Annotated in this window: 17 protein-coding genes and 1 tRNA gene; 8 read left to right on the top strand and 10 right to left on the bottom strand. The window is 40.0% G+C overall.

Annotated elements, in window-relative coordinates:
• The first annotated feature begins 26 nt into the window (after window positions 1-26).
• Complete coding sequence (dnaG, locus tag MNY66_RS02365; RefSeq protein WP_047255183.1) at window positions 27-1,772, top strand: DNA primase; 1,746 nt, start codon at window positions 27-29, stop codon at window positions 1,770-1,772.
• A gap of 183 nt (window positions 1,773-1,955) precedes the next feature.
• Window positions 1,956-3,806, top strand: a complete 1,851-nt coding sequence (rpoD, locus tag MNY66_RS02360) for an RNA polymerase sigma factor RpoD (RefSeq protein ID WP_047255184.1) — start codon at window positions 1,956-1,958, stop codon at window positions 3,804-3,806.
• A 321-nt stretch (window positions 3,807-4,127) separates the two neighbouring features.
• Here rpoD and MNY66_RS02355 read toward each other — a convergent pair whose 3' ends face one another.
• From MNY66_RS02355 to MNY66_RS02320, 8 genes are all read right to left on the bottom strand, one after another.
• A complete protein-coding gene (locus MNY66_RS02355; protein WP_047255185.1) occupies window positions 4,128-5,018 on the bottom strand; it encodes a dihydrodipicolinate synthase family protein in 891 nt (296 codons plus the stop codon).
• Window positions 5,019-5,190: 172 nt separating this feature from the next.
• Window positions 5,191-6,078, bottom strand: coding sequence for a MurR/RpiR family transcriptional regulator (locus tag MNY66_RS02350; RefSeq protein WP_241501351.1), 888 nt, complete (start codon window positions 6,076-6,078; stop codon window positions 5,191-5,193).
• A gap of 195 nt (window positions 6,079-6,273) precedes the next feature.
• Window positions 6,274-6,747 (bottom strand): N-acetylneuraminate anomerase, encoded by a 474-nt coding sequence (gene nanQ, locus MNY66_RS02345; protein ID WP_047255187.1) that lies wholly within the window; start codon window positions 6,745-6,747, stop codon window positions 6,274-6,276.
• 13 nt (window positions 6,748-6,760) lie between these two features.
• A complete protein-coding gene (locus MNY66_RS02340) occupies window positions 6,761-8,251 on the bottom strand; it encodes a sodium:solute symporter family protein (protein WP_047255188.1) in 1,491 nt (496 codons plus the stop codon).
• A gap of 53 nt (window positions 8,252-8,304) precedes the next feature.
• Complete coding sequence (gene nanK, locus MNY66_RS02335; protein WP_241501350.1) at window positions 8,305-9,171, bottom strand: N-acetylmannosamine kinase; 867 nt, start codon at window positions 9,169-9,171, stop codon at window positions 8,305-8,307.
• Entirely contained in the window at window positions 9,168-9,866 is a 699-nt protein-coding gene (locus MNY66_RS02330) for an N-acetylmannosamine-6-phosphate 2-epimerase (RefSeq protein ID WP_047255190.1), read from the bottom strand. The genes nanK and MNY66_RS02330 overlap by 4 nt, the downstream gene beginning before the upstream one ends.
• A gap of 515 nt (window positions 9,867-10,381) precedes the next feature.
• Window positions 10,382-10,458, bottom strand: a tRNA-Ile gene (locus tag MNY66_RS02325).
• Window positions 10,459-10,653: 195 nt separating this feature from the next.
• On the bottom strand, window positions 10,654-11,250 hold the full coding sequence (locus MNY66_RS02320) for a GNAT family N-acetyltransferase (protein WP_241501349.1): 597 nt from the start codon (window positions 11,248-11,250) through the stop codon (window positions 10,654-10,656).
• Between the two features lie 273 nt (window positions 11,251-11,523).
• Here MNY66_RS02320 and MNY66_RS02315 point away from each other — a divergent pair, with 273 nt between their 5' ends.
• Entirely contained in the window at window positions 11,524-13,542 is a 2,019-nt protein-coding gene (locus MNY66_RS02315; protein WP_241501348.1) for an NADPH-dependent 2,4-dienoyl-CoA reductase, read from the top strand.
• 90 nt (window positions 13,543-13,632) lie between these two features.
• Here MNY66_RS02315 and MNY66_RS02310 read toward each other — a convergent pair whose 3' ends face one another.
• A complete protein-coding gene (locus MNY66_RS02310) occupies window positions 13,633-14,589 on the bottom strand; it encodes a TerC family protein (protein WP_241501347.1) in 957 nt (318 codons plus the stop codon).
• Between the two features lie 618 nt (window positions 14,590-15,207).
• Between MNY66_RS02310 and MNY66_RS02305 the strand changes: the two genes are divergently transcribed.
• From MNY66_RS02305 to MNY66_RS02285, 5 genes are all read left to right on the top strand, one after another.
• Window positions 15,208-15,876 carry a DedA family protein gene (locus MNY66_RS02305; protein WP_047255193.1) on the top strand — a complete coding sequence of 223 codons (669 nt, stop codon included), beginning with the start codon at window positions 15,208-15,210 and terminating at the stop codon, window positions 15,874-15,876.
• A gap of 373 nt (window positions 15,877-16,249) precedes the next feature.
• On the top strand, window positions 16,250-16,555 hold the full coding sequence (locus MNY66_RS02300) for an ElaB/YgaM/YqjD family protein (protein ID WP_047255194.1): 306 nt from the start codon (window positions 16,250-16,252) through the stop codon (window positions 16,553-16,555).
• A gap of 2 nt (window positions 16,556-16,557) precedes the next feature.
• Window positions 16,558-16,971 carry a phage holin family protein gene (locus tag MNY66_RS02295; protein ID WP_047255195.1) on the top strand — a complete coding sequence of 138 codons (414 nt, stop codon included), beginning with the start codon at window positions 16,558-16,560 and terminating at the stop codon, window positions 16,969-16,971.
• A complete protein-coding gene (locus MNY66_RS02290; protein WP_047255196.1) occupies window positions 16,961-17,257 on the top strand; it encodes a YqjK-like family protein in 297 nt (98 codons plus the stop codon). Before MNY66_RS02295 ends, MNY66_RS02290 begins: the two co-directional genes overlap by 11 nt.
• Window positions 17,258-17,619: 362 nt before the next feature.
• Window positions 17,620-18,015: a DoxX family protein gene (locus MNY66_RS02285; protein ID WP_241501346.1), complete on the top strand. Its 396-nt coding sequence runs from the start codon at window positions 17,620-17,622 to the stop codon at window positions 18,013-18,015.
• A 104-nt stretch (window positions 18,016-18,119) separates the two neighbouring features.
• On the opposite strand, the gene MNY66_RS02280 is transcribed toward MNY66_RS02285, so the two are convergent.
• Complete coding sequence (locus MNY66_RS02280; RefSeq protein ID WP_047255198.1) at window positions 18,120-19,016, bottom strand: LysR family transcriptional regulator; 897 nt, start codon at window positions 19,014-19,016, stop codon at window positions 18,120-18,122.
• Between the last annotated feature and the right edge of the window lie 12 nt (window positions 19,017-19,028).

Below are 19,028 nucleotides of genomic sequence, written 5' to 3'. Positions count from 1 at the left end.
TTCAACAACAGGCGAATATAAGGCTTATGGCTGGACGAATTCCGCGTTCATTTATCAATGATTTATTAGCGAGAACCGATATTATCGACTTGATCGATGCCCGTGTGCCGTTAAAAAAACAAGGTAAAAATTATCACGCGTGTTGTCCGTTTCATAACGAAAAAACGCCATCATTCACCGCTAATGGTGAAAAACAATTTTATTATTGTTTTGGTTGCGGAGCCAATGGCAATGCCATCGACTTTTTGATGAACTACGACAAGTTAGATTTTGTCGAAACTATCGAAGAGTTAGCCACCCTGCATGGACTAGAGGTTCCTTATGAGTCCGGTACGGGTTCTAGTCAGATAGAACGGCATCAGCGACAAAATCTTTACCAGTTAATGGAAAAAATTAACCACTTTTACTGTGGTGCGTTAAATAATTCTTCGGCACAAGTGGCTAAAGAGTATTTAACCCAACGCGGACTCAGTGATGAAATTATTAAGCGCTTCTCCATTGGTTTTGCGCCTCCCGGTTGGGATAATCTGCTCAAACGATTTGCCCCAAATCATGAAGCCAAAAAACAGCTTGATGAAGCCGGAATGCTGGTCACCAACGATAAGGGCCGCACATACGATCGTTTTAGAGAACGCGTGATGTTTCCTATCCGCGATAGACGTGGACGGGTTATTGCTTTTGGTGGTCGAGTGTTAGGTGATGGTGTACCGAAGTATCTTAACTCACCAGAAACCGATATTTTTCATAAAGGTCGACAATTATTCGGTCTGTATGAAGCGACTCAAAATAACCATGAGCCTGCAAAATTATTAGTCGTTGAAGGCTATATGGATGTGGTTGCTTTAGCTCAGTTTGGTGTTGATTATGCTGTAGCATCATTAGGAACATCAACGACTTCCGAACACATTCAGCTTTTATATCGTTCGACTGAAACTGTTATTTGTTGTTATGACGGTGACCGTGCTGGTCGCGAAGCCGCATGGCGAGCATTAGAAACCGCACTCCCCTACCTGAACGACGGCCGCCAGTTAAAATTTATGTTTTTGCCCGATGGAGAGGATCCTGATTCATTAATCAGAAAAGAAGGCAAAGCTAATTTCGAAAAAAGAATGAGCGAAGCCCATCAGCTATCAACATTCTTATTTGATACTTTACTAACGCAGGTCGATTTAAGTACACAGGAAGGAAAAGCTAAATTTAATAAGCTTGCAATTCCCCTGATTAAACAAATACCTGGGGAAACTCTGCGGCTATATTTAGCACAAGAATTAGGTAATTTTATCGGTATCCCTGATATTTCACAGGTTCTTGCTATGATTGATAGAGAGACTAGTGAAAAAAAGAATTATCAGGCACCCAAATTAAAACCAACCACAATGCGAATTTTAATCGCTTTGTTAGTGCAAAATCCGAATTTTTCGGATTTAGTTCCGCCGTTGGATGGCATTAGCCACTCACAGCTACCGGGACTTCCTCTATTTTTAGAGCTAGTCGATGTATGTCGTTCTAATCCTGGAATGAATACTGGTCAACTACTTGAGCTGTATCGTGATAATAAATTTGTCCGACAACTTGAAAAGCTGGCTACATGGAACGATATAGAGATAGAGGAAATAGCAGAAAAAACATTTATAGATGCCTTAAGTCATCTATTCATTAGTGCTCTTGATGAACGTTTTGACTTTTTAATTGCAAAAGAGCGAACCGCTGGGCTAACCCCAGAAGAGCGCGAAGAAGTCCGTCTGATCACTCAAGCAAGAGTGAAGACCTAAAGTATTCAGTAAAAAAACAACACGGCTTAAGTGCCGCTTTACCTAAGGCGAATGCCTGTAATCTGCTACGAGAAATGAAGGGGCGTAGCATAAAAATTAACAAATCCCCTTAAATGTTATTGTTGGCTGATTTGTTCGCCGACCGACACCAATCTAAATACTCAGAAGTGTGGATACCGTCTTATGGAGCAAAACCCGCAGTCACAGCTAAAGCTACTCGTTACTAAAGGTAAAGAGCAAGGCTATCTGACCTATGCTGAGGTCAATGACCATCTGCCGGAAGATATCGTCGATTCGGATCAAATCGAAGACATCATCCAGATGATTAATGACATGGGCATCCAGGTTATGGAAGAAGCACCTGATGCTGATGATCTGATGCTGGCTGAAACGACTTCCGATACAGATGACGATGCTGCCGAAGCTGCAGCACAAGTACTGTCGAGTGTTGAAAGTGAAATAGGCCGAACAACTGACCCAGTACGTATGTATATGCGTGAAATGGGCACAGTTGAATTGCTGACTCGCGAAGGTGAAATCGACATTGCAAAACGCATTGAAGATGGCATCAATCAGGTTCAATGTTCAGTTGCTGAATACCCTGAAGCGATCACCTATCTGCTAGAACAATACGCACGTGTTGAGGCAGGAGAATCACGCCTTTCCGACCTGATTACAGGCTTTGTCGATCCTAATGCTGAAGAAGAAATCGCACCAACGGCTACTCATGTCGGGTCCGAGCTTCCTCAAAAAGAATTAGATGCTGACGAAGATGAAGATGAAGACGAAGAATCAGATGATAGCGATGCAGATGATGATAACAGCATCGACCCAGAGCTGGCTCGTCAGAAATTCATGGAACTGCAAGAGCAGTATGAAAAAACGCGTCAACATATCAAGCAGCATGGTCGGAGTAATCCTGCAACTGTTGCAGCGATTGAAGAATTATCTGAAGTTTTCAAACAGTTCCGTTTAGTACCAAAACAGTTTGATTATCTCGTTAACAATATGCGTGAAATGATGGATCGCGTTCGTTTGCAAGAACGTACCATCATGAAACTGTGTGTTGAACAGTGCAAGATGCCAAAGAAAAACTTCATTACCTTGTTTACCAGTAATGAAACCAACGACACTTGGTTAACTGCTGCTAAAGCAATGAACAAACCATGGTCTGAAAAACTGGTTGAAGTTGAAGAAGAAGTGCATCGTAGCCTGCAAAGATTACGTCAGATTGAAGAAGAAACGGGTCTGACCATTGAGCAAGTTAAAGATATTAACCGTCGCATGTCAATCGGTGAAGCGAAAGCCCGCCGTGCGAAAAAAGAGATGGTTGAAGCCAACTTACGTCTGGTTATTTCTATCGCGAAAAAATACACCAACCGTGGTTTACAGTTCCTTGATTTAATTCAGGAAGGTAACATCGGTCTGATGAAAGCAGTTGATAAATTCGAATACCGCCGTGGTTATAAGTTCTCAACTTATGCAACTTGGTGGATCCGTCAGGCAATTACTCGCTCAATCGCCGATCAGGCTCGTACCATTCGTATTCCAGTACATATGATTGAAACTATCAACAAGCTGAATCGTATTTCTCGTCAGATGCTACAGGAAATGGGCCGTGAACCCTCGCCTGAAGAACTGGCAGAGCGTATGCTGATGCCTGAAGATAAAATCCGTAAAGTACTTAAAATTGCCAAAGAGCCTATCTCCATGGAAACACCAATTGGTGATGATGAAGATTCGCATTTAGGTGATTTTATCGAAGATACCACTCTGGAGCTGCCATTAGATTCGGCGACCTCAGAGAGCCTGCGCTCTGCAACCCACGATGTCTTGGCGGGTCTTACAGCGCGTGAAGCGAAAGTTCTTCGTATGCGTTTTGGTATTGATATGAACACTGACCATACGTTAGAAGAAGTCGGTAAACAGTTTGATGTTACCCGTGAACGTATCCGTCAGATTGAAGCTAAAGCATTACGTAAATTACGTCACCCAAGCCGCTCAGAAGTTCTGCGCAGTTTCTTGGATGAATAATTTACGCTAATATTCTTAGCCACAAAAATACCCGCCTATGCGGGTATTTTTTTAACTTAAATTCAGCAACTAAATCCTAAAGTCATTCTCTATTTAATTATCGATTAATTTATTTTTCGAGCAACTTTTGCTTTATCACCAACAAATAATTGAATTATTTTTAGGGTATATTTTACTGATTTTTTCTAACAAATAGCCGATAAAAAAAGCCACTTGATTAAAAGTGGCTTCATTCACGACTAATTTAGCAGCACTCAATACGAACAGGCTATCACTCACAGGGGAAGCAGTTAGCCATCCATTCATACTGAATAAATATAATTACAGGAAATTAGCTGCTTTAAACTTGGCTAATGCATCCGCTTTTTGTTCTGCTGTCATTGGACGCAATGGGCGGCGAGGATCACCAACATCAATTCCATGTAATTGCATAGCCACTTTACCGGCGGCAACGCCACCGTATTCAACCAATACGCGAATAAGTGCAATCACTTTATCCATACAAGCGGCAACTGCTTGATGATCGCCAGCGTTAAACTTTTCAATCATCTCAATATATAACGGTGCAGCGTAGTTATAAGTGCTGCCTACTGCACTTAATGCCCCACAAGCTAATCCCGCAGGCATAAACTCATCAACGCCAAATGGAATATCGTATTTACCGCCATCCACACGTAAACAACGCTGGAATTCATACATGTCAGGGGAGTTAAACTTCATACCAGATAAATTAGGAATGGCTTTGCCTGCCGCTTGTAAAAACTTCTCCATATCAATGCTTAAGCCTGACATGGTCGAGTGATAATAATAAAAACCTTTAGAAGGTGCACTCGCAGCCGCTAAACGACAATATTCTACTAAATCATCCACATTCCCTGGCTTAAAGAAACAAGGCCCAATCACAGAGGTGGCTTTGATATCTAATGTTTCAGCATGACGAGCCAATTCTAAAGTATCGGCGATACTCAACGCCCCAGTATGGATAATTAAATCAAGTTTCCCCTGGCTTGCCGTCACCCAACGTTCAGCAACTTTCTTACGTTCCTCAACAGAACAATGAATACCTTCGCCCGTTGTTCCTAATACATAAGCACCTTTAACACCACTTATAATCAGATGTTTTGCTATCTGATCAATGACAGGATAATTAACGCTACCATCAGCCGCAAAAGGGGTATGAGGAGCAGCAATCAGTCCAGAGAGTTTATTCATTATAGCTTCCTTTGGAGGTTAATTTCTTTAATTTTTTATTTGTGGAGCTTAACTCTATATTAAAGAGCAATACCTAAGAACGCAATAACCAATTGAGTGTTAAAGGGAGAGAAAAATGAAAGTGTGATCTTTCGCCAATTTTGACTAAAAATTAAATAAGGAAGAAATAGCTCTATGCCGAATTGCTGCTTTTTAATGCATTCAGTGTACGTAGTTTTTGTTCTTTAACTCTCTCTGGCTGAGTTTGAACCAGCAACGTATAAATCAGATCTAACACAAATAATTGAGCCGTTTTAGTACCAATAGAGTCACCTTGCAATTTACCCTGACGATTACCATTAATCAGATGGTAATCCGCATATTCCATAATTTGTGATCCTAGATTATGGGTAAGTGCGATGGTACTCGCCCCCGCCTCTTTAGCCAGTTTTAAGGCATGCACCGTTTCAGGAGAGTTACCTGAATGGCTAATCCCCATCGCTACATCTCCCGGTTTTAATAACGAGGCTTGCATATACATAAAATGATTATTAGTAACGGCATCAACTCGATGACCAATACGCATCAGCTTATTTTTGAGATCTTCGGCGGTAATCCCCGAGGATCCCACGCCACAAATGCAAATATAGTTAGCTGACAATAAAGCATTTACCGCGCCTTGTACCTGCTGCATATCCAGCAAATTTAGCGTTTCTGATAACACGTTATTAATGGTCGCTTGTAATTTTAGGCCAATAGTATGGATATCATCTTGATGGCTCACTTCAGCATCGAGGATCGGCGATTCTTCATTATCTGACGTTGCCATTTCAATGGCTAGATCCATTTTAAAATCTTGAAAACCTTTATACCCCAAAGTGCGACAAAACCGTACGACCGTTGCTTCACCCGCTTTGGTGGCTTGAGAGAGTTGAGCAATAGAAAGCTGAGTGACTTCTGAAGGATGGAACAGGATATAGTCTGCAATACGCTGTGATACTGGCGTTAAGCTATTTTTCATCGCTCCCAACGTATCAAGTATTTTACCCGGCTTGAGTCGAGTCGTTGCCTGTTCTGTCATGGAAATTATCCTTGGTTGCAGAAGATAAAACGGGAAAAGAATTCTGCCGATAAGAGTACCAATTCCAATCAGTTAAAAAAAGGCTTGCTGTTATAATAATATAACAAAAACCAAACGCTTTATTTCTAATGCCACCATTATAAAACCAACGGAGACATCAAAAAAATAAAGCGCTTAATTACAATAAATAACAAATTAATCAGCTAATGCGGTTACATCGACCTTAATGACAGCTTTTTTTAGCGTATTTACTCCCCGTTCAGCCGCAATACCCGGTTTATGTGGTTCATAAGGCATAAAAACAGCAAACATATTTGGTGTCAGTGATAATGTTTGAGGGTGGATTATCGTATCAGTAAGCTGATAATCATCATCTGCGTTATAAGGTGTAGCCTCTTGTGCCGAGCCTCGTACACCAAAATCAATCACTTCTTCACCCGATAGCAATATTTGAATATCAACATAGCGTTGATGTAATTCCGCACGCTTTTGTTCACGGGCTTGAGTTTCAAAGGTCATCACATTCATAAATACCTTGTCACCCTCGATAGGATAACTTCCCGGTGCTAATGATGCAGGATCCAAAACTAACGCCTGTTCAATTGCTTTGCGTAATACCGGATGCATCTCAGGCATTATGCTTAAATCTGATATATGACCAAATAACATAGTTTACCTCTTATTAATTCCCTGATGTTTCACCGTCATTGAGTGAAATTTGTTTTGCTGATGAGAACAGTGGTGCTGTAATAGCCCCGGCAATAACCACAGACATCGCACCTATCACACCATAGAAGAAGAAATTAAGATCACTGATATAACGAGCGGCTAATACCGCAATAACGCTTACTACAATCCCAACCACCGCACTGCCTGCATTGGCACGTTTAACAAAAATACCCAACATAAACAGACCTGTCATAGGGCCGCCCATTAAACCAATCAAGCTATTAAAAGCATCCCAAATTTCAGCTTCATCAGAAAGTACTAACCAAATTGCGGCTAAGCTGCTGAATACGCCGGCAAAAACGATCACTAATCTAGCAACTTTCATTTTTTGCTCAGCATGGCGCTCTACTTTGCTCAATCGAATGTAGATATCAGAGTTAAAACAACTTGAAATACTGTTTAAGCTACTCGATATACTCGATTGTGCCGCAGCAAAAATGGCAGCAATAATTAATCCGGCAATACCTACTGGCATTTCGGTCACTACGAATAATGGTAGAATTCCCCCAGTATTAAAGCCTTCGGGCAATAAATTAGGATTTTGTTTGTAATACACAAACAATGCAGAGCCGATAGCAAAAAAGAAAAGGGGAACAATCGCGACTAATTTAGCATTCGTGATCAGAGTACGTTTAGTTTCTTCAATAGAATCAGTCACAATATAACGCTGAACAACATCCTGGCTTGCGGTAAACTGTTGAATATTGGCAAATAAAAAGCCAATCATCAATACAGGAATAGTACTCTCAGTCCAACTCCAACTAAATTGAGTTGAGGGAAAGAATTTATCGGCTTGAGCTGTCATGGTGTATATTTCGCTGATACCACCGTCAACTTTAAAGCAAATCATAATAAAAATTAAAACGGCACCAACTGAAAGTAATAACCCTTGGATAACGTCAGTCCAAATAACCCCTTCGATACCTCCCATCCATGTATAAATAATACATAACAAGCTGATTAGTGAGATTAATACAACAGGATCGATTCCAATAAATGGTCGCAGTGCAAGCACCGTTAAATAAATAATGATCGCGACACGGCCAATATGAAATAACATAAAGGAGAGACTAGCAAATAAACGGCTTCGTACATCAAAACGTGCTTCTAGATATTCATAAGCCGAAGTGATTTTTAATTTTCTAAAAAAAGGAATATAAAAATAGAAAACTAATGGCAAAATAGCGATGGATAAATATTGCCCAATAATAAAAGTCCAGTCTGAAGTATATGCTTTTGCTGGAATTGACATAAAGGTAATCGAACTTAATGTGGTCGCAAAGACAGAAACCCCTGCCGCCCAACCAGGGACTCGACCACCGCCACGAAAATAATCATCTGCTGTTTTTTGACGTTTAGAGAAATAAACACCAACCAATAACATTGCGGCTAAATAACCAAACAACACCGCATAATTCACGAAACCGAAATCATGTAATTGCATTTTCTAGTCCTGTCATATGTAGGGTAACGGGTAAGTTGTACGACAGTTTTTAATTACTCTCTAGCCCAGAGGGTAGCTCCCCAAAGCCCGGCATTATGGTGATAATAAGCCGATAAAACGGGGACTTGTAATGCTAACGGTTGCGGTGTAATAGCAGCTTGAACGAGTTCGATATACCCTTTCGCTAACCCAACACTACCGCCAAGAACTACACAATCGACATCGGTTGTTGCTTTAATATCTGTCACCAAATTTGCAATTGTGTTCGCTGAACGCTCAATAATCGCTTTAGCTTGTACGTTCCCTTGATAGAAAGCCGTAAAAATGGCTTTCGCATCTTTTCCCGCCAGTTCATCCACCGCTTGAGCCGCAATAGCCCGACCAGAAGCGATAGCTTCAACACAGCCATAACGCCCGCAACCACAAAGAGGGCCATGAGGATCGGCTAAGGTATGCCCTAAATGACCGGCAATCCCACGTTTTCCTGTCAGTAATTGCCCTTGTTGGATAAGCCCACCACCAACGCCTGTTGATACCGTGATAAAAGCCATATCTGCAATACTTTCACGGCGATAATCATATTCAGCCCATGCCGCAGCTTGACCATCATTAAGTAATTGACATGGCAAGCCAGTCAGCTTGGATAGCGTTTCCTTTAACGGGAAATCTTTTAATCCACCTAAGTTATCCGGATTCAGAGCTGTTAATACGCCATCAGAAATAATCCCGGTTGATGCTACTGCTATACTGTTTGCATCGGCTTTTAATGGCATGGTGATTGCAACTAATGCTTCATAAAGTTGTGTCGGTGATGCGCTTGCTGGTGTTGTAATTTGAGTATGCTGTGTTAATTGGTTATCGCGGCTAATGAGCGCAGCCGAAATTTTTGTTCCTCCAATATCAATGGCTAATGTATTCATTTATCTAACTCCCGCTGCGACTTTAAAGCCTGAGTAAACCAATCACAGACATGCTCAAGACGAGTTAATGCAGAACCAACAGTTACGGCCCAAGCACCTGCTTGCATGCCTTTTGCAGCCATTATTGGCGTGTTATAACGCCCTTCAGCAATCACTCGACATCCTTGGGCGGCCAACTCTGTAACCAGCTGAAAATCAGGTAAATTTGGTATTTCACCACCGGTATAACCGGACATAGTTGAACCAATAAATTCTGTCCCTAATGCTTGGCAATACATACCTTCATCGAAGGTGGAACAATCTGCCATCGCTAATTTACCCAAGCGATGAATCTGAGTAAGCAATGCCTCGACAGAAATAGGACGTACGCGGTCAGTGCCATCAAAAGCAATGATATCTGCACCTTCTGCCGCCAAGGCATCAACATCACTTAACCACGGAGTGATCCTCACTGGGCTATCAGGTAAATCACGCTTAACAATGCCGATAATGGGAATATCAATCAGGGGGCGGGTGGCTCTTAAATTATCTATACCTTCAATTCGTACCGCGATAGCACCTGCATTTACCGCAGCTTGAGCCATTGCAGCAACAATTTCGGGTTTATCCATCGGACTATTATCAACCGGCTGGCAAGACACTATCAGCCCACCTTTTTGTTGAATATCCTTGGTCATCTTTTCAATTAGCGTCATTTTATATTCTCTTTTGAAATACAACTCCAAATTATAGTATTTTACGGAGTTTAATTTCTCAACAAGAAAAACAGTAATCTGTGAAGAAGATCAAACAATAGCCACCAAGAAATAACTAACTGATAAAATAGATAAAATATAAGTAAGAATAGGCATGACTGTATAATGCAGCCACTCAATTTGATGAGCTCGCGGGATAAACTAAAGTAGAATAGATAAATACAGAGAACACTAATATCTTGGAAAGACTAAAATTTATTGTAGAAACCAATCATCAAAATATAACAATCAAGTACTGCTGTTTTTAATGATTATCTTGTAGTGCAGTTATTTTTGACATTATCCCCCACTTTAAAGTGAACTGATCCCATAAAGCTAAGCTGTTCATTAAAGTACGGAGTTTTACGGCGCCTTGATAAATCAAGTTAGCTCTTTACTTATCGTGGGATGGATAGTGGGATGAAAAATTTAAATAAAAAAGGGGTCGCGTTATAAACGCAACCCCTTGATAAATTTGGTGGCCCCTGCTGGACTTGAACCAGCGACCAATCGATTATGAGTCGAGTGCTCTAACCAACTGAGCTAAGGGGCCTGATGGGGGAGGATTATACGTGCAGTTTTCCTTTAGGTCTAGTCTTTAGAAACTGTATGCTGATTTTCTATCCAACCTAAAAAAATAATGTCTACTATGTTGATAACACATTAAATATATGGATGATTCAAACCATCAACTTTAACCTTTGGCCGGACCTTTGGTATTTTTCGTCACCCAATTGCTCGCTAATAATTAGCGCGGTTTAGTTAACTGCCATTCAAGATGACGTTTTACCACCGACCATTCGCTAGCAATAATACTGTAAACACAACTATCTCGTAATTCCCCCGTTTTGGTATAACTGTGGCTACGTAAAATACCGTCCAGTTTTGCCCCTAGGCGTTCAATAGCTTTTCTACTCTGTAAATTAAGAATATGTGTACGAAATTCAACTGCAACACAATCAAGTTGTTCAAAAGCATATTTTAATAACAGATATTTAGCCTCAGTATTGATATGCGTTCGCTGCGCTTCTAATCTATACCATGTGGCACCAATTTCGACCCGACGTACTTGGTTATCAATCGTGTTATAGGCGGTTAGCCCAACAATTTGTTGATTATTTTTATTTATCACAATGAAAGACAACATTTTACCTACCGCTTGCAAATTAATTCGGCGATCAATTTCGGCAGCTATATTTGCAGGAGCGGGTACCGAGGTATACCACAATTGATCTAGCTTTCCCTGCCGAATAATTTCACTTAAAATAAAATCATACTGATGGCTAATCGGTATAAGTAATACGCCTTTTCCTTCCAGAACTACAGGGGTTGTCATCGTTATCATCATAACTCCTCTTTTATCTGTAGCCCTAATTTACGCTCCTATTAATAACGATTAATGACAATAAAAGAAATAGATTAATAACATATCAAGTTATTTTGTGTTATTTCGAGGTGAAATTATGATTGTTTTAAACCTGCCAAGAAAATATATCGATTCTAAGTCATGATAAAAATCACAAAAAATTAACAATAATCAACATTCATAATTTATTTAGGCTAAATTAAATCAAACTCATCCGACCTCTGTATAAAAATAATTCTGTGGGGCAATTCTATGAGCAAATTTTCACATTTATTCCAACCACTGGATCTAGGCCATACCGTATTAAAAAACAGGATCCTGATGGGATCAATGCACACTGGATTAGAGGAGCATCCAGAAGGGGCACATCGTTTAGCCCAGTTTTATCGTGAACGAGCAGAAAATGGCGTGAGCTTAATTATTACCGGAGGAATTGCGCCTAACCCTGCCGGTACATTAACTCCTCATGGAGCCAGCTTTACTCAGGGCTCACAAATCGCGCAACACCAAATTGTGACCGATGCGGTTCATCAAGCGGGAGGAAAAATAGCCCTGCAAATATTGCATGCTGGTAGATACAGTTTTCACCCTCAATTAGTTGCACCAAGTGCAATTAAAGCCGATATCAATCCATTCACTCCTCACCCACTCACTCATCACGAAATACTGCAAATCATTGATGATTTTGCTCATACAGCGCAATTATCTCAACGTGCCGGCTATGATGGCATCGAAATCATGGGTTCTGAAGGCTATTTAATTAATCAATTTATCGCTCAACGCACTAATAAACGCGAGGATAAATGGGGCGGCAGTTTCGCTCATCGAATAGCGTTCCCGCTAGAAATTCTGCGAGCTATTCGCCAAAAAACTGGAAATAACTTCATTATTATCTACCGCTTATCTATGCTTGACTTAGTCGATGAAGGCTCCGATTGGCAACAAATAGTCCAGCTTGCACAAGAAATAGAACTCGCAGGTGCCAGCATGATTAATACCGGGATTGGCTGGCATGAGGCCAGAGTCCCGACGATTGCAACCCAAGTCCCTAGAGCAGGCTTCAGTTGGGTTACTCAGAAATTAATGGGTAAAGTATCTATTCCACTCATTACAACTAATCGGATTAATGACCCTTATGTTGCCAATGCATTGTTAGCCGAACAGCATGCCGATATGGTGTCGATGGCTCGTCCATTTCTCGCTGATGAACAATTTATTACCAAAGCACAACAAGATAGAGCCGATGAAATTAATACTTGTATTGGCTGTAATCAGGCATGTTTAGACCAAATATTTGCGGGAGAAATAGCCTCTTGTTTAGTCAATCCTCGCGCCTGTCATGAATCTGATTACTTATTGAAAGCAACCACAAAAATAAAAAATATTGCGGTCGTTGGAGCCGGACCAGCCGGATTATCCTGCGCAATAAATAGTGCTAAACGAGGCCATAAAGTCACTTTATTTGAACAAGATATGGATATTGGTGGGCTCTTTAATTTAGCCAAAAAAATTCCAGGTAAAGAAGAGTTTTATGAAACATTACGTTTTTTCCGCCGCCAACTCGAATTACAAAATATCAAAATATTCTGCAATCATCGTGCAGAAGTAGATGATTTACTTGGCTTTGACGAAGTGGTCTTAGCTACGGGTGTACAGCCACGTGAAATACAATTGAGCGGAATTAATCATCCTAAAGTAGTGAATTATATCGACGTATTAAAATATCATCACCACATCGGCCAGAGTGCAGCAATTATTGGTTCTGGTGGCATTGGTTTTGATGTAGCGGAATTTCTTAGCCATCAAACTAAAGGTGATTCAGATATTAACTCATTCACTAAACAATGGAATATCGATACCAGTTTAAATACACCGGGCGGACTTATTTCCCCCCCCAAATATCCTTTACCGCAAGCGCGTAAATTGTATTTATTACAAAGAAAACCAAGTAAAAATGGTGCTAATCTAGCTAAAACAACCGGTTGGATACATCGTTTAACTTTACATAGGCGCGGCATTGAAATGTTAAATGCCGTCGAATATCTCAAAATAGATGATCAAGGTTTGCACATCCGCCGCAATGGTCAAACAGACTGCCTCGAGGTCGATAATGTAATCCTCTGTGCAGGGCAAGAACCCTACTGCCCGCTATATAAATCATTAGAGCAGCGAGGAATCTCTGTTTCTTTGATTGGTGGAGCGGATATTGCCACTGAATTAGATGCAAGACGCGCCATTAAACAGGGGATGGATCTGGCGTATAAGCTGTAATAACCTAATTTATCGATTGTTCTGTCCGTGTGTTAGTTTAACCAAACACACGGACAGCGTTCTTTAATCAATCAGATATTAATTTAGTGATTATTTAGCTTCATTGCGTTTATTTATAATTACATTAATTATCATCGTGACTAACAAAATACCGCCAATTGTGCCTAATGAGATAGCCATTGGAATATGGTAAATATCCAGCAGTAACATTTTTATCCCTATAAAAATAAGGATAACCGCTAAACCATATTTTAATAAACTGAATTTCTCTGCAACACCTGCTAATAAGAAATACATGGCTCTTAAGCCTAAAATGGCAAATAAGTTAGAAGTGAGCACAATAAAAGGATCGGTCGTCACAGCGAATATTGCAGGAATACTGTCTACGGCAAAAATAATATCGCTGATCTCAACCAATATCAGCACCATAATCAATGGAGTAGCAAACAGTATTCCATTCTGTTTAATAAAGAATCGTTCGCCATGCAGTTCATCGGTCATACGTAAATGTGAGCGGATCCATTTCACAAAGCTTTTTTCTCCCACCGGAGAATCATCTTCTTTGGAAAAGGCCATCTTAGCGCCAGTGAACAATAAAAATAGTCCAAAAATATATAGGATCCAGCTAAATTGAGAAACTAACCAACTGCCTGCAAATATCATGATGGTACGTAAAACAATTGCACCTAATACACCGTATACCAGTACGCGGCGCTGTAAATTTGCTGGAATTGAGAAATATCCAAACAGCATAAGCCACACAAAAACGTTATCTATTGCTAACGCTTTTTCCAATAAATAACCGGTCAAAAATGCCATTGTTTGGCTATTTGCAAATTGTATATCGACCGTTTCACGAAAATACCACCACAGACCTAAGGCAAATAACATCGATAATGCTATCCATACTAAGCTCCAACTGGCGGCTTGTTTTACCGACATAGGCTGATCTTTATGCTTACCCTGCCATAATAAGTCCACCAGCAGCATCACCGCGATAATCGCCGCAAAACTGCCCCATAAAACAGGATTTCCTACAGAATTCATTATGTTATTACTCCTCAAAAACAAAAAAACGGCTGACATCTCAGAAGACGCCAGCCGCTTAATGTTCTAACCTCAAATCAATATTTGGTTGTAAACAGTGAGCAAACCTCGCCTTCTGGCAAGGTCTCACTTACAACACAAATTAACCTGAGGGCCTAAAATTTGTGATGCTCGGCTACCGGGTGCATATGGCACCGTAATGACGATAAACCGACAAGGAAGTTACTCCCCTTTGCTATGACCTGCAAAATACGACAAATCGATATAAAAAGCAATATGATAAACGCATAGCCAGAGTCATAAATTTTAGCCGATACTGTTTATATAAATTGATATTTATATCAAAAGCAGAAATAAATAGACTAAATAAACTATTTTTTATAGATAATCACACCGAGATAAAAATGTTAACTCTCTGCAAAATTTAAATAAAAGCTAACTGTAACCATAGAATTTACTGTTTAGTTATTTTTTGTTTTGTTACAGTGTGCATGCTTTATACTATGCGATACGTTTTTGGCTTAACGCCGTTATTTTAGCTGTAGCGTAGATGTTCATCCATTTTCTCCCGACATCCACAACACCTTGTTGTGAGAGTTTGGCGCTTAGGAATTATTGATGGAATTAGTAAAAGAACTTTTTTTAGCCTTATGGCAGCAAGATTATGTCACCCTGTCTAATCCTTCATTGGTTTGGGCAATATACTTTATGTTATTTGCGATCCTTTTTTTAGAAAATGGCGTATTACCAGCTGCTTTCTTACCAGGCGATAGTTTACTTATTCTGGTTGGAGTATTAATCGCCAAAGGAACAATGAATTATCCGTTAACTATTGTGATATTAACTGCCGGTGCGAGCTTAGGTTGTTGGCTTGGATATATACAAGGTAAATGGCTAGGAAACACTAGAATAGTCAAAGGATGGCTTTCCCATTTACCAGAACATTATCATCAGCGCGCTCATGGTTTATTCCACCGTCACGGGCTTGCGGCATTATTAATTGGCCGTTTCCTCGCGTTTGTCAGAACTTTACTTCCGACAATTGCTGGTTTAGCCGGATTAAATAATAGTCGTTTTCAACTATTTAATTGGTTAAGCGGTTTTTTATGGGTCGTTATTTTAACCGCTATTGGCTATGGCTTTGGTAAAAGCCCTATTTTCTTAAAATATGAACACCATATAATGAATGTTTTAATGTTAATCCCTGTTGGGCTGCTGATTATTGGTCTACTAGGAAGCATTATTGTGGTATTTAAGAAAAAAATGTCTGGTAAAAAAGCCCGCTAACTAAAAACTATCTAATCCAGCGGAAATCCATTTTCCGCTTTTTTATTTAATTACTTTATAGTGCGGCCTAGTTTTGCTAAAAATAGTATTAGTTGCTTCTTTTATAGCTATTTCCCTTATAGCTATTTCCCTATTAATTTATTCTGGCGATAAAACCCACCTTTTTTATTACAATAAATCATTATTTTTAATCTTTACCACTAAATCATAACATTCCGATATTTGGTATTATTTTATTAAATAAAAACACACCATTTACCTGATCATAAAAATTTTTACCTATCTTTAATACTATTTGACTTTAATCTTGAGTTAAAACAGTCTATGGTTAATAAAGTTATGTTACTTTTTCTGCTTAAAGGAGTTTATTGTTATGTCAACGAATAATTCATCTGAAGAGTTACGCACAGAACTAAAATCATTAGCAGATTCATTAGAAGCTATCCTAAACGATAGTGGAAATAAATCTAAAGAAGAGATTGAAGGGCTAAAAAGTAAAGCTCAGCAAGCCTTAGCCTCTTCTCGCAATAAACTCAGTTATGCCGGAGAGAAAATTACTGCCCAAACCAAAGAGGCGGCTGGTCGAGCAGATAATTATGTTCGTGAAAATCCGTGGACAGGTATTGGTATCGGCGCCGCTGTCGGTGTCGTTCTGGGTGTGCTTCTGGCTAAACGTTAATTATGGAACAACATGAACGCCCACAGGGCCCCGCAAAAGGGGTCCTGGATACATTACAAAGAATGGTCACTATCGCCGTTACCATGGTAGAAACCCGTATCCAACTGGTCGCTGTTGAGTTAGAAGAAGAAAAAGCAACGCTTATCCAGCTTATTCTTATGGCAGGGATTACGTTGCTATTCACGGCCTTTGGATTAATGTGTTTATTGGGCCTCATTTTTTGGTCTGTTGATCCCGTTTATCGTTATCAAGCGCTCGCTATTACTACCGGTATATTGATACTTTTAGCTATTATTGGTGCTATTTGGACGCTAAAAAAATCACGCCAATCTACGTTGTTAGGCGCGACGAGAGAGCAATTAAAACGCGATCATCAAGCATTAACCGGAGATACTCGGCAATCTGATGGCGAATAAACAGAAAATATTGGCTGAAAAGAAACGGCAACTGTTGCAACAAATCGAGCAACAGCGCACTTCTCTGTCTGATACCACACAGCATTGGCTGAAAATAACTGAGCCTTATGATCGTACGTGGCAAACACTGATTTCGTTTCGTCCTATCTTGATTGCTGGCGCTAGCTTATTATCTCTTTACTCACTACGCCGCCCTAAAAAATTGTTATCATGGGGCAAGCGTGCGTTGGGGGCATGGGGAATAGTCCGTACAGTACGTAATAGCGTGAGTACTCACCGCTCATAATTTCAATATTATTCCAATATATTTAAACCAGAAGATATCTATTTTCTGGTTTTTTCATTTCTAGCCTAAGCTATCTGCCTCTAACTACTTATAATAAAGTCTATTTTTCTAAATGTTCCTTTCTAAATATTCTGCCTTGATATTATTTCCCAAGCCTTAATTTCTAGCTATTAACACCTAAAATGGAGCATTCAAATTTTTTGTATAACTTAGTTAACAAGCTTAGCTATCTACTAAGAAGCATTCTTATTATTATAACTCCATCAAATTTAATGAACCTATTGATCATCAATCAAATAGATTTTGATGAATAAAGAGCAGGTTTAATATCCGATTAAATCAGATAGTTTCTGGAGAATAAAATGAAAAAGTTAGACGATAGCCTCATATTAATTGCACGTATTTTAATGCCAATTTTATTTATTGTTGCAGGATACGGAAAATTAGGCGATGCCTATGCTGGTACGCAAGCCTATATGAGCTCAATGGGTGTACCCGGATTTTTATTACCATTAACTATTCTGCTTGAACTCGGGGGCGGTATCGCTATATTACTGGGCTTTTTCACCCGTACAGTGGCTATCTTTACTGCCGGATTTACTTTATTAACCGCGCTGTTATTCCATACGGATTTCTCAGTAGCGCCAAATTCATTGATGTTCATGAAAAACATGACCATTGCCGGTGGTTTTCTACTCTTAGCTGTTATGGGTCCAGGTAAATTTAGTCTTGATTATTTATTAACTAAAAAAAGATAATACACTTTATTGACTAAACATTATCACCTTTATTATCTCCATTTTAACCATCCAACGGTTACACCTCACCGGGAATATATACTCGATGAGGTGTTTTTTTTGGCTTATTTTTGTACCAATAACTTCGGGATTTCTCGTAAACACCAAGATTTAGCTTCTCCCATGCTGTCACGACGCCACGCCATAATAATTTGTGTTTCATGGCTATATTCGGCACTAATTACTCGCAAACGCCCTTCACGAATATCCTGTTCAACCATCGGATAAGGCATAGTTGCAACGCCTAAGCCAGCTAACAATGCACGATGTTTATCTTCAATCGTACTCACTGTCAATCGTCGCTGTTTATCTAATAGTTGCACGGTTAATACCGGACGTTCACGCGCGGTATCAGCCACAGCTATACCACGATATTTAACTCGTGTTACCTCAGAAAGCGGCTCAGGCTCTTGATGTATAGGATGATCAGGGCTGGCGACATACACATGGTTAATCGAATATAAAACCTTTGAATTAACCTCAGATGATGAACGAAAATGCAAATCTGGAGCAATCACAATATCCGCCCGCCCAGCCTCTAAACGCTCCCATGCTCCGGCGAGTACTTCAGTCATTAACGCTAACTGCGTATTGGATTTTTTAGCCAGTTTATCGACCAATGGAAATAATGATGAAGCAGGAACTAACGTTTCACATACAATTGTCAACTGAGTTTCCCAGCCTTTTGCCAATGCTTCGGCATCTGCGGTTAGTTTCTCAGCGGCTTCGAGTAACGTACGCCCGCGCTCTAATAGCATACGTCCAACATTAGTAAATTTTGTACGATGCCCTGAGCGATCAAACAACACTACATCCAACTCATCTTCTAATTTTTGCATAGTGTAGCTTAGCGCAGAGGGCACGCGGCCTAGTTCATCAGCGGCAGCTGCGAAGCTACCACGACGATCTATCGCATCCATCACTCGTAATGCTTCCAACGTCAATGCCCGATCTTTATTCATTCAATATCTCTT

This window comes from Moellerella wisconsensis (assembly GCF_022592395.1).
Lineage (GTDB): Bacteria > Pseudomonadota > Gammaproteobacteria > Enterobacterales > Enterobacteriaceae > Moellerella > Moellerella wisconsensis.
The sequence above is the reverse complement of the archived record's forward strand: the minus strand, read 5'-3'. Positions and strand labels throughout refer to the sequence as shown.